This is a genomic window from Desulfobacula sp., from assembly GCF_030145145.1.
In the GTDB taxonomy this organism is placed as follows: domain Bacteria; phylum Desulfobacterota; class Desulfobacteria; order Desulfobacterales; family Desulfobacteraceae; genus Desulfobacula.
In genome coordinates this window covers 16,624-28,669 of sequence record NZ_JAQYWD010000009.1, presented here as the reverse complement: position 1 = coordinate 28,669, position 12,046 = coordinate 16,624, and the positions used below count along the sequence as shown (strand labels likewise).

The following is a 12,046-nucleotide window of genomic DNA, read 5'->3' as shown; positions in this document are numbered from 1 at the left end:
CCGATTTGGCCTGATTTTTTTACCCTTTTGTATCCAGCCAGGATTCAAAATCAAGGGAAATTTCCCGGGGCTCAGGCAGAACAGGTGACCGCTCTTGGGATTGCTGTGGTATCCTTTCATGCAGTTTAAGAGCGTGTTTGATGTCACGGATGTCTTTGATCAACAAAGACAGTTTGGCATTAATATGGGAAACCACTTCTTTCATGTCCGGATCTGTTGTTTCTTTTCCGCTGACCGCCTCTTTTGGGGAAACGGTTGCTTGGGGGAGGGTATGCTGCTTTTCTAAAAAAGACAGGCACTTGTCCCAGAAAAACTCCAGGGGCATGTCCCCGGTTCGGACGGGTTTCGCTATCAATTTCCGGGCAATGGCCGTTATACACTTTGATGCGATGGTATCAGGAAAAAGCATAAAAAACGGTATCTGGGAAATAACGGCCGCACGGACATTTTTATCCGATGCCACAATTCCAAGGGGTTCCACCCGCATGGAAAGGAACCTGTTGACGGTTTCTTTCAAGTGGACATAGGCTCTCTGGGCGGCTTTGCCTGACGTTACCTGGTTGATCACCACTTTGACCGGGCGATCATACCGAGACCGTGACAACACTTTGAGCATGGAATAGGCATCGGTCAGGGAGGTGGGTTCAGTGGTGGCAATCAGGATAATCTCATGGGAAGCCATGCAGAATGAAATCACCTGGGGGGAAATACCGGCAGACGTATCAAACAGAAAATAATCATAGGCTTCAAGGTCAATAAAGGCAGAAATGAGATTCCCGGTCTGGGTCTGGGTCAGGTCTGCAATTTTTTCCACCCCGGAACTTCCCGGAATAATATCAATCCCCTGATAATCTTTGATAATGATATCCTGTAGGCTCAGTTGTCCAAAAATAACGGCCTCAAGATCTTTTTTCGGATAGATTCCGGTGAGAATATTCACATTGGCAAGGCCAAGGTCCGCATCAAACAGGCAGACTTTTAAACCTTCCGCTGCCAGAGACAACGCCAAATTCAGGCTGATACTGGTCTTTCCGACCCCGCCTTTTCCACTGGTAATGGTAATAATTCTTGCCATAATCCCTTGCCTATCTTTTTGGAAATGCCATCACATGCAAATCCTTGTCTTCTGTTTTGAAGTAAAACTCAATGCAACGGCTTTTATATTCCCGGGTAATTTGCCTGTGGGTGAGCACAATAAATGCATTAAATTCCTTGTGTCGATTATCCCGCTCCGGGTTCCCGATCAAGTGTCGCAGCAATTCATAGCGTTCATACAGTGTCTGGATAGATGCTGTTTCCTGTTCAGGATCTGTGATGGTTGTTTTAAAACTCAGCAGGAAAGAAAGTTCCAGGGGCGTTTCTCTGGGGGGTGATGGACCCGGGCTGCTGTTATAAATTATTTTAGAAAACCATGAAAATCCGGAAAATGGAATGAATAAGGCCTTAAACCGGTATTGGGGGAATTGGGTGTTCAATTGTCTCAGAAACAATAAATTATCCGGGTCTGTAATCCCGAACAATACCGTATCGTTCTTTAAAACCAGAGGAAGAATCCGATGTTCCAGAGAATCTGGTGTTTCCAGCACTTGAACCAGTTTTTTCCTGGCCTTTTCATTAAAAATAAAATCACTGATGGATCTAAAGGGAATATGAAACAAATCAAATAACAGGGTTTGCATATCACTGATTGAAATCAGTTTGTTTTTAAGGAGTTGACTGATAAAGGGAATATGAAGCGATTGTGAGGCCTCTTCCGCTTTTAACACCTTGTCCATGGAAAGCATGTTTCTTGATATCAGTGCCGATTGAATTGACTCAAGCTTATGATATTTATGAAGAACATAATAGGTGTCCATGGGTGTAATCAGGTTCAGATCACATAAAATCATTCCAAAAAGACGTTTTTTTTTCAGACGCAATGAATTCTGTCTCTTTGCCTGGATGGAAAGGGCCATATCAATATCATCAAAACGAATCAGCCCTTCTTTGACAAAAAGTTCACCTGTTTTCAGGGTCTCCTCCATTTTTGAAACTGTTTTTTTCTGATAGGACAATGGCCTTAACCCTTTATTCTTATCTTTGTTTTGATGAGCTGACCGGGAGGATGATAATAAAACGGGTACCCATTCCCTGCTTGCTTCGGCAGGTAATGGTTCCATTCAACTCTTTGACAATAGAATGAACAATGGAAAGTCCCAGCCCAGAATTGGCAGTGCCTGTTTTCGTTGTGGTATATGGTTCAAAAAGGGTTTCTTTTATTTTTTCATCAATCCCCGGTCCATTATCGGAAATTACAATTTCCACACTACCCGGGATTCGCCGCTTCTCGTCAATCATTATTTTTGCTGAATCGGATAGAAACCGTGTGGTAATGCTTATTTTACCCCCTGCCTGCAGGGCTTCAGCTGCATTTTTCACCAGATTGATAAAGACCTGTTTTAATCCGTTCGGGTCTGTCTTGATATCAGGAATTTCAGGATCAATGTTGATGGCGGTCTCAATTTGTCTTGGCATCAAAATGGATTTCTTTAAAATTTCAAGGATGCTCTGACAAAGTCGATTGATATTTACCGGTTCAAACCCGTCTATTTTGGGTTTTGAAAATTGTCTCAACTTATCTAAAAGACCTGCAATTCGGTTCATTTCTTCACCGATCACCGAAAGGTCCTCCTGGACCGGATGTTTATCCGGTAATTTCAGACTCAGGGTTTCAATATAATTTTTAATAATTGAGAGGGGATTGTTGATTTCATGGATCACCTTATCCGTCAATGTAGAATAGGCTTCCATTTTCTTTTCATGAATATTGAGGGATAAGTCATTGTAAAACCTGAGCCGCTGAATACAGGCGCCGGTCTGTTTTGAAAAAAGATTGACCACACCGTCGTTATCATCCAGACAGGCGGCGGTTTTTTCATCGACCCCCAATACCATTACGCCGGATGCTTTTTCCAACGAATAGAGGGGCACACAATACATCCCGTCAGCCTCAAGCAGCCGAATAATCTGTGTATCAGATATGGCAAGGGGTAACGAGGAAGTCGGCTGGTTTAAAGTGGCTTGCACGGTCTGTTCTTTTAGACATTTCACCAGAAGGCTGGATGTGTTGGATAAGGGAAGGGCAATAGTTTTGATAATTTTATGAGATTTATCTTTGCTGCTGGTATACCCTGTTAACATTTCTTTTTCCTCATCCAAAAGGAAATAAAACACCCGGGGCACATTGAAGACGATTTTAAACCCGTTCTCTGCAACATCCAGAACAGCACCAATTTCCCTGGCCTGCAGCAGATTCTGCAACGTACCATAAAATAAAGATAGATCCTTTATTTCAGATGTCAAAGACGTCTCGCAGGTTGTCTCCTGAACGCCATCCATATTGATACCAAGGCTTTTGGCCATCTCATCGACTTCTTGGGCTGCCCCAATGGTAATGTGCTTTAGTCTGGACGGAGAAATGTCTGTCAGGGAAAGAATATCCGGTAAATTTCCAAGGGCTGTTGGCTCGGCCAGAAAATTTGAAATAAACACCACTTTTACAGGGGTAAGCGCACTTTCAATCTGCTCAACGGTTTCATTGATAAAGCGCACTGCATCCGCCATCAGGGGATTTAAATGCCATTGGTTGAAAAGCCAGGCACTGACTTCGGGGGTATCGGTATCAAACAATGCCATTTCAGCGACAATGGTTTGTTTTTCAGTGGGATTGCTTAGCAGGATTGCCCTATAATCATCTGGAAAATTTTGCAGCAGTACCAGTCTGCCGATATCATGCAGCAGCCCTGCCAGAAAAAATTCATCCGGGTTGGAAAAATTATTTTCTTCAGCCACTTTTCTTGCAATGACGCCACATTTATAGGAATGACCCCAGAATCGTCCAATGTTAAATTCAGGAATGGTCTCGGAAAAATTAAAAAATCGCATGGCAGAGGTGCTGATGGCCATATTCCGAATGGTATCAATACCCAGATAGACCACTGCCGTTTTTATGCTGCTCACCGCTTTGGGCAAATTAATGTAGGATGAGCCAATAATCTGTAACAGTCGGGATGTTAAAGAAGGCTCGGTAGAAATAATGTCCGTCAGTTCATCAATGCTGGTTTGACCCGTGTTACACGCCTTGATGAGTTTCAGCATGACCTGGGGAAGGTGGGGAAGATCATTTGATTGTCTTATTTTTTCAAAAATTTTTTTTTGTGTCATTACCTGAAACGATCATAAGCTGTTAACATTAAAACTGAGTATCCGCCAAACATGCCTTTAAGTTTGTATAGATATTTATCATATATAAATCAACAGTTTTGGCAATTAAACCTGAAAATAATGGTTTTTACATCTTCTTTGATAAAAAATCTTATCTCAAATCCAATAATTATGAAATTTACGATTTCTTCTTGAAAGAAAACAGTCCCATTGGTATGAATACAAAATGCATCGGTTAACTTGAATGCCGTGTGATCATCTTTTATTTTTTAAGGATTTAAAAATGAAAACCATTGAAGTCAACATTACCGCCGAATTTATTATTCCCGATGACTGGGAAGTAATCGAGCATATACCGGATCCGGCGTTCCCGGATGACAAATTAACTGTACTGAAAATCAAAAATGATCATTATGATTTCTTTCCTGAATGCCTGATGAAAATAGAAAATAAGGATACCGTATTCTGGTCGGCAGATGAAGGGAAAACAGAAGATATTATTGATTGTATGAGTACGTTTAAAGTCAGTATTGCTGAAAAATAACAGACCAGCCTTAAACACCCCTCCTGCAGACAAACGCGGCCCTTTATTGCTCAGATGTTACCGCCGGCATCCGGATATACCATCCAGTGGCAATACGCCGGCCCCCGGTCCTGCAGATAAAAAAATATGATTACAATTCAGGAGATAACGCAATAAAATGATCCAATACCCATTTGATCCAACGCCGGAGACAGAAATCACCGCCCGGATAACCGCCGCAAAAAAGCAAATGGCAAGCCTTCATCTGGACGCCTTATTTTTGACCCACAAACCTGACATCTATTATTTTACAGGTACAGCCCAGGATTGCTATCTCTATATTGATAAAGATCATGACCCCATTTTATTTGTAAAGCGCTATCTGCCCCGGGCTCAGATGGAAACGGCCCTTAAAACCATTGTGTCGATTGACTCCATTAAGGATATCCCCGGCGTTATTGAACGTAACTTTCAACACCATCCCGACACCTGCGGCCTGGCATTTGATGTTGTGCCGGTAAAAGATTTTCATTTCTATCAACATCTGTTTAAAACCACCCGTTTTGTTAACGGATCACCCGTGATTGAAGCCTGCCGGCAGATAAAATCCCCCTGGGAAATCCAGCAGATGAAAAAAGCGGCCCTTGTTTCAAAACAGACCTTTGCATTTATGAAAGAAACCATTAAACCCGGCATTTCAGAAATGGCATTTTGCGGCATGTCTGAAGCGTATTCCCGGACACTGGGGCATTCCGGCAAATTGTTAACCCGGCATTATCGCCTGGAAGGGTTTCCCTTTCACCTGATGAGCGGAAAAAACGGCGGGCTTCCCGGCGGCCTGGATTCTCCTGTCTGCGGCACAGGGACCTCAAACGCCTATCCCTATGGCGCAGGTCCTAAACTGATCAAAGAAAATGAACCGATCCTGATTGATTTTGGTACTGTTCTGGACGGTTATCATATTGATGAATCCAGGATGTTTGTTATGGGAAAACTGCCGGACAAGGCACTGGAAGCCAGCAAGGCCGCCATAGAAATACTGCATGCGCTTTTGGACAAGATGGCCCCCGGTATCCCCATGGGAGACATTTTTGAAACCGCTGTTAATGTGGCAGAGCATCTTTCTTTCGGGGATCAGTTTTTAGGGCTGCCACACTTAAAATCTAAATTTATCGGTCATGGCGTTGGATTGGAACTTGTGGAAAACCCGGTGATTGCCAAAGGTCAGAAAGCCCTTTTAGAACCCGGCATGGTCCTTGCGATTGAACCCAAATTCATCTTTCAGGATGACTTTGCCGCAGGCATTGAAAGCATGATTCATGTTACAGACAAGGGCAGTGAATTTTTAAGCATGACGGAAAATAAAATTTTCTTTTGCTGAAAAATTTTATCATCATTAAACTAACTTAAGCCCGGCACAGATGGTGCCGGGCTTAAGTTGCCAAAAGATTAATATATTTAAGGGTTAAGAGGCCAGTTCCCGACGGTCTGACATATCCACAAGGGTTCGTTCCCTTGCCTTGTCAATTCCAAGTTGCTTGCGTTTTTTATCAATATGGGCGATCATCATCTGGGCGATTTCAATGGGATCCTTAGCCACGCCCCATTTTCCATAACCCTGCTTTTCCAGACCGTCAAACATCAGGTCATGAAATTTTGTGCCTTTGATGGATGGAAAGCCAACGCCAAAAACCGTATACACCCCTGAAGTCACAAAATAATGCCCAATGGCCAGGGCTTTTTCACTCATCCATTCCGGGGCACATCCGGCGACTGGAAGATCCGCAATACTGTTGCCAAGACCGCCGGCTGACACCATGGCGGATGCGGCAATGAGAATCCTTGTGTTGTCCACACAGGAGCCCAACCCGAGAACCGGTGGCATTCCAACGGTTTCACAGACTTCTGCAAGACCCGGGCCGGCAAGGGGAGCGGCTTCCGGAACCAGAAGGCCGGCCTTGGCCAATGCGATTTGGGAACATCCAGTTTGAAGGACCAGGACATCATTTTTAATCAACTCTTTTACCAGCGCCACATGAACGGAATCCTGCTTGACCTTGGGGTTTGTGCACCCCACAACGCCTGCAACCCCCCGGATTCTTCCGTTAATGATATTGTCGTTCAACGGAGAATAACTGCCCCGGAACGTCCCACCCAGCATATACTCGATATATTCATGGGTAAACCCATGAACCCCTTTCTGAACCTGTTTGGGAATCTCTATGGGCATTTTTCTTGTGGCATACCGGGCAATCGCCTTTGTTAGGACCTCATCCGTACATTTCCGAGGATCATGATCATCAAACTCTATATGGGTGGCCCCTTCAATTTTAGCCCTTGGATTGGTTGTAATCATGCAGGTATCATAGCATTTGGCCACGGCTGCGACCCCCTGCTTAATACACTGAATATCCACCACCATGGCATCCACTGCACCGGTAACAATAATGGCTTCTGTTGATCCAAAGTTGCCGGCGTGGGGAACCCCGTGACGGGACATCATTTCCGCACCGGAACAACACATGCCCACAAGATTAATTCCCTTGGCACCCTTGGCTTTGGCTTCCTCAATAAAAAACGAGTCATTCACAGCGGCCAGCATGCCTTCAAACATGGCCGGCTCATGACCATGAACAATAACGTTCACATGGTCTTCCTTTAAGACCCCCATGTTTACCTCTGCAACGGTTGGAGAAGGGGTTCCGAACATGATATCGGAAAGCTCGGTGGCCACCATGGACCCCCCCCATCCGTCGGCAAGGGCTGTCCTTGTGATCTGCTTCATCAAATTATTATAATCCTGATCACACCCGATATGGGTCCGGCTCATCATTTCCATGATTTCAAGCATGGCCCCCCGGGGCATGACCCCCTCTTTTCGCCACAACTCCTGAGTCGCCTTTGGCGCCCGTTTGGTAAAAGGCATTTCGCCGTCAACATTGGAAAATGTTTTTTCAAGCTCATCACAGAGTTCTGTTGCAACTTCTTTCACCTCTTTTCCCTCAACATCAATCCCAATGGATTTGGCGACATTTTCAAGCTTCTGGACATCATCAATGGAAAAATCTTTAATTTTCCCGTCAATAATCCCCCGGAACAACTCCAGAATATGACGTCCGTGATCATTGTGGGAGGCGGATCCGGCTGCTACATTCCGTGCAAAATTTCGGGCCATGATCGTATCAATGGTTGCCCCGCAAACCCCTACTTTTTTATACGGATCTCTCGGGTTTATGCGACAAGGTCCCATGTAGCAATGCTTGCAGCAGGCAGACTCTGCACCAATGGGACAGGGCTTCATGTCATACCCCCGATCCAGATCCAGTATAACCCCGTCTCTTCGGGCTTTTGTAAGCATCTGCTGAGTGGCTTCGCACATGGTACGATCTTCTACACTCACCATTTGTTTCTCACTTTTCTCTTTGGCCATTTGAATCTCCTCGTTTTAAATTATCTCATGGTTACAACAATTTTGATGCAACCCGCCCCGGCAAAGTACGTTTATACCCATAAAATGTAATACAATGTGGTACTTTGTAAAGTAAAATTTAAATAAATGGCAAAATTTTCTTTTTCGTTTGTTCCAATTTTACCCAATCATTCAAACGAAAAGCAGTGATTCTCAGTATGGCAATCAATAGTTCCTGGAGAATTAAGGCGTTGGGTCAGCGATCATCAGCCAATGGAGTCGATGGCGGCAAACCTTGGTTCGTGTAATGGGATAAGAAAATCAGCTTCTTTTTGAACCTGCTTCATCATGTCATAGGCCTTGTAAACGTCCACATGGGTTCCGGGCGGAATCACATCCATTTCCATGCCTTTGATTTCAGGTGGCGGGTCATAGTTTTCATCAATGATGCAAAACCCTGTGATGGCGGCAAGCCCCTTTTTTGTTTCAATATAAACGGTCAAGCCCCCTTTTGTGTGAACCGGTGTATGCTTGACACGAATACCATCCAGGATTTCACAATCTTCCCGGATGATGTCAATCTGACCATTTTCTTCAATTTCGTCGATATAGTCTTCCAGATAACGATAATCAAGGGGATGGGGATCATGAATGGAGTCAAGTTCCTGTTCATGGATATAGAATCTGGCATTTTCACATTTATAATCATTTTCACAATGATCCATATGCAGATGGGTGTGAATGACGATATCAATGTCTGATGGGTCTAAACCGTGCTTTTCAAGGCCCTGCTCAAAGGTGTATATTTTCCCGCCAATGGCATCTTCCCTGTCCTTGGACTGGATAGGATTCATCTCCCCGGTATCGACGAGAATATGCTTATCGCCGCCTTTTATTACCCATGTATAAATAGGGATAGTGTAAGACTCACCCTGACCATATTGATAGGTCATCATACTTTTATCAAACACTTTTGTTCCCATGACAATGGGATGAATGGTGTAGTGTGTCATTTTATGAACTCCTTATAATTTTTTTTACCCGCACATTGTAAAAAAAATTATCATAACATGTCAATGACAGTAAAAAAGGATTTTAAGGTCTACACTTGAATACCGGTTGCTTCCCGGCACAAAATCCCGGTCATACACCCCATTGCACCATTGGCTTTTCTGAGTTCATCAACAGGGATGCAAATACATTCAATACCTAAAGACGTATAAAAAGCAAGGCTTCTGGGATTTTTTGCCGCCAGCATAATCTTCCGGGGGCCCAGCACCACAAAATTGAATGCCATGTTGTGTCTGGCCTCATCCAGATCCGGCAGGGGCAATATCTGATATCCCCGGTCTTGAAAAATATTTACCAGGGAATAAGGCGTACACCGAGGCCAGAAAAAGGCCAAATCTTTATCCACCACCCTGAACATGCCCATAAAATGCATGGTACCAAAGGGCATATCAAAGGCCAGGGTGGTGATACCCATCTCAGACAACAGGGTGGTAATCTGATCAATGGCCGCCTGGTTGGTGCGAAGCCCCCGACCGATGAGAGCGGTTCCGGGATCCATCCACATGAGATCCGCCCCTTCAAATGTCGCTGTGCCCGTTAAAACCTTTAGCACCGGTATCCCCATATTGGCCAGTGTTCTTGCCACCCAGCGTTCTTCCCCGGCCCGGACCGTAGACGCAGGACGTGCCAGAATCGCGCCTTGAGGGGTCATGGCAAACAGATCGGCACAATAGAGTTGATTGGGTGTCATACCCGGGTTGGGTTCCAGCAAATGAACATCCACACGATTTTTCCGGTACATCTCAACCATATCATCATGTTCTGCCTGGGCAAGCCCCAGGTCAAGGATTTCAGCAAACTGGAAATCATTGATTTTGTCTTCCGGGATTTTCATCTCCCTGCCGGGACGATGCACCAGAACCGTCTTTAGCGGTCGCCACTCACTGTCAATGCCGCAGTCAGCCCACACATCACCCAGTTCCTGTTTATGGGTTCGGATGCGGGGAGACCAGCCGTTTCCGCCATAAGCGGCTGTGCCAAACGAATCTGCCAATGGCCGGGCAGATTCACCAACCATATCACCATGACCTTTCAAGTTTGTTTACCTTTTTAGAGAATCTGTTTTAAAAATAGCTTTGTTCTGTCGTTTACCGGATTTTTAAAGAAATGTTCCGGCGTCCCTTCTTCAACAACCATTCCTTCATCCATAAAAATAACCCGGTCCCCCACTTCCCTTGCAAACCCCATTTCATGGGTGACACACACCATTGTCATGCCTTCTTGAGCCAGGGTTTTCATCACATCCAGAACCTCACCGATCATTTCCGGATCAAGGGCGGATGTGGGCTCGTCAAACAGCATGATTTTCGGGTCCATGGCAAGGGCTCTGGCAATGGCCACCCGCTGCTGCTGACCACCGGACAGGTTTGCCGGGTGTGCATGGGCTTTATCCCCGATACCCACCTTCTCCAGCAGCATCATGGCCTTTTCCTCACTCTCTTTCTTGCTCCTTTTCCGAACCAGCTTCTGGGCAATGGTCACATTGCCCAGGATGGACAAATGGGGAAAAAGGTTAAAGGACTGGAATACCATTCCCATTTCAGCCCGGACCGTATTGATGTTGGTCTTGGGATCAAAAATATCCACCCCATCCACTAAAATCTGTCCGTGATCCGCTGTTTCCAGGCGGTTCAGGCATCGCAGAAAAGTACTTTTCCCAGACCCGGAAGGTCCGATGACCACGACCACTTCTCCGACTTCAATTTTGTTTGAAACATCCACAAGGGCTTTGACCTCATGGGGCACATAAAATGTTTTATATATGTTTTTTACTTCTATCATCTTCTTGCCCCCTTTCTTTCCAGCCATTGAACAAACATGGAAAGCGTAAAGGTCATGATCAGGTAAAGAATGGCACACAAAATCCAGAGTTCAAATGTCTGCAGGCTGGTGGTAATCCCTTCCCGGGTTGCCTTGGTCAGTTCCCGGATGGAAATCATCCCCAGGAGGGAAGAATCCTTGATCAGGTTGATAAACTGACCCGCCAGGGGCGGTAATATGGTTTTAAGGGCCTGGGGCAGGATAATGTGGAACATGGTTTGAAACGGATTCATTCCGCTGGAACGGGCGGCTTCTATCTGGCCCGGATGAATGGATTCAATCCCTGCACGAACGATTTCAACCACATACGCCCCTGTAAAAATCGACAGGGCGGCAATACCGTACCATTCCGGATCAAGGGTTGGCAATCCATTCATGGCAAGAATTTTATTGATGGTGGTTCCCAGAACAAAGTAAAAAATCATGATCTGGACCAGGAGCGGAGACCCCCGGATAATCTCCACATAGGTGATGGCAGACCATTTTAAGACCGGCGTGTCCGATACCCTTGCCACCCCGCCGATGATACCCAGAAAAATACCGAGGATGGTGGCAATCACACTGATTTTCAACGTCGTCAAGACACCCAGGGCCATCAGTCCCATGCGCCAGCTACCTGAATACTCGGCAATCAAATCACCGTGAGAGGTCATATCTCCTTCGTCCCAGTTAAAAGAGCCTTTGGGAACTGTATAGGTTTTCAGCCCGTCTTCTTGTTGGATGAGGATATCAATTTTTTTCCCGTTTTCTTTTATGGTATCAATTTCGCCGTCCTCTTCAGCATAAAGCCTGATGGTTTCCTGATACATAAAATATTTGGGTATTTTAAACCAGCGCCATTGATACTCAACGGTTATGGTCGCATAATAAACAGACCCCACTACAAGGATGACAAAAGCGATAAAGCCCAGGACAGATAGGTTATAAGCCGTGGGATTGCTCAGTCGCTTAATATTAGATGCTTTTAGTTCCATAAACTTTTACACCTTAAAAAACAGGCCGGCAAATGAATCGTTGCC

At 45.1% G+C, this 12,046-nt stretch carries 10 protein-coding genes; 2 read left to right on the top strand and 8 right to left on the bottom strand.

The window, feature by feature from the left end; all coding sequences use genetic code 11:
• Positions 1–19: 19 nt before the first annotated feature.
• The 3 genes from Q1Q15_RS06560 to Q1Q15_RS06550 are packed head-to-tail and all read right to left on the bottom strand — an operon-like array spanning position 20 to position 4,203.
• Entirely contained in the window at positions 20–1,075 is a 1,056-nt protein-coding gene (locus Q1Q15_RS06560) for a MinD/ParA family protein (RefSeq protein WP_300457829.1), read from the bottom strand.
• A 10-nt stretch (positions 1,076–1,085) separates the two neighbouring features.
• Positions 1,086–2,054 carry a hypothetical protein gene (locus Q1Q15_RS06555; RefSeq protein WP_300457827.1) on the bottom strand — a complete coding sequence of 323 codons (969 nt, stop codon included), beginning with the start codon at positions 2,052–2,054 and terminating at the stop codon, positions 1,086–1,088.
• A 19-nt stretch (positions 2,055–2,073) separates the two neighbouring features.
• A complete protein-coding gene (locus tag Q1Q15_RS06550; RefSeq protein ID WP_300457825.1) occupies positions 2,074–4,203 on the bottom strand; it encodes an HDOD domain-containing protein in 2,130 nt (709 codons plus the stop codon).
• 283 nt (positions 4,204–4,486) lie between these two features.
• Between Q1Q15_RS06550 and Q1Q15_RS06545 the strand changes: the two genes are divergently transcribed.
• Positions 4,487–4,747, top strand: coding sequence for a hypothetical protein (locus Q1Q15_RS06545; protein ID WP_300457823.1), 261 nt, complete (start codon positions 4,487–4,489; stop codon positions 4,745–4,747).
• 157 nt (positions 4,748–4,904) lie between these two features.
• On the top strand, positions 4,905–6,107 hold the full coding sequence (locus Q1Q15_RS06540) for a Xaa-Pro peptidase family protein (protein ID WP_300457822.1): 1,203 nt from the start codon (positions 4,905–4,907) through the stop codon (positions 6,105–6,107).
• An 84-nt stretch (positions 6,108–6,191) separates the two neighbouring features.
• On the opposite strand, the gene cooS is transcribed toward Q1Q15_RS06540, so the two are convergent.
• The 5 genes from cooS to Q1Q15_RS06515 all read right to left on the bottom strand — a co-directional run bounded on the left by cooS (position 6,192) and on the right by Q1Q15_RS06515 (position 12,001).
• Complete coding sequence (gene cooS, locus Q1Q15_RS06535) at positions 6,192–8,156, bottom strand: anaerobic carbon-monoxide dehydrogenase catalytic subunit (protein WP_300457820.1); 1,965 nt, start codon at positions 8,154–8,156, stop codon at positions 6,192–6,194.
• 245 nt (positions 8,157–8,401) lie between these two features.
• On the bottom strand, positions 8,402–9,148 hold the full coding sequence (locus tag Q1Q15_RS06530; protein ID WP_300457819.1) for an N-acyl homoserine lactonase family protein: 747 nt from the start codon (positions 9,146–9,148) through the stop codon (positions 8,402–8,404).
• 89 nt (positions 9,149–9,237) lie between these two features.
• A complete protein-coding gene (locus tag Q1Q15_RS06525; protein WP_300457817.1) occupies positions 9,238–10,224 on the bottom strand; it encodes an arginine deiminase family protein in 987 nt (328 codons plus the stop codon).
• A gap of 32 nt (positions 10,225–10,256) precedes the next feature.
• Positions 10,257–10,988: an amino acid ABC transporter ATP-binding protein gene (locus Q1Q15_RS06520; RefSeq protein ID WP_300457815.1), complete on the bottom strand. Its 732-nt coding sequence runs from the start codon at positions 10,986–10,988 to the stop codon at positions 10,257–10,259.
• On the bottom strand, positions 10,985–12,001 hold the full coding sequence (locus tag Q1Q15_RS06515) for an amino acid ABC transporter permease (protein ID WP_300457813.1): 1,017 nt from the start codon (positions 11,999–12,001) through the stop codon (positions 10,985–10,987). The genes Q1Q15_RS06520 and Q1Q15_RS06515 overlap by 4 nt, the downstream gene beginning before the upstream one ends.
• Between the last annotated feature and the right edge of the window lie 45 nt (positions 12,002–12,046).

Excerpts from the sequence above, each read along its gene's own strand:
- cooS (WP_300457820.1), bottom strand. The coding sequence starts at position 8,156 with ATGGCCAAAGAGAAAAGTGAGAAACAAATGGTGAGTGTAGAAGATCGT.
- Q1Q15_RS06520 (WP_300457815.1), bottom strand. The coding sequence starts at position 10,988 with ATGATAGAAGTAAAAAACATATATAAAACATTTTATGTGCCCCATGAG.
- Q1Q15_RS06545 (WP_300457823.1), top strand. The coding sequence starts at position 4,487 with ATGAAAACCATTGAAGTCAACATTACCGCCGAATTTATTATTCCCGAT.
- Q1Q15_RS06525 (WP_300457817.1), bottom strand. The coding sequence starts at position 10,224 with ATGGTTGGTGAATCTGCCCGGCCATTGGCAGATTCGTTTGGCACAGCC.
- Q1Q15_RS06540 (WP_300457822.1), top strand. The coding sequence starts at position 4,905 with ATGATCCAATACCCATTTGATCCAACGCCGGAGACAGAAATCACCGCC.
- Q1Q15_RS06530 (WP_300457819.1), bottom strand. The coding sequence starts at position 9,148 with ATGACACACTACACCATTCATCCCATTGTCATGGGAACAAAAGTGTTT.
- Q1Q15_RS06560 (WP_300457829.1), bottom strand. The coding sequence starts at position 1,075 with ATGGCAAGAATTATTACCATTACCAGTGGAAAAGGCGGGGTCGGAAAG.
- Q1Q15_RS06515 (WP_300457813.1), bottom strand. The coding sequence starts at position 12,001 with ATGGAACTAAAAGCATCTAATATTAAGCGACTGAGCAATCCCACGGCT.
- Q1Q15_RS06550 (WP_300457825.1), bottom strand. The coding sequence starts at position 4,203 with ATGACACAAAAAAAAATTTTTGAAAAAATAAGACAATCAAATGATCTT.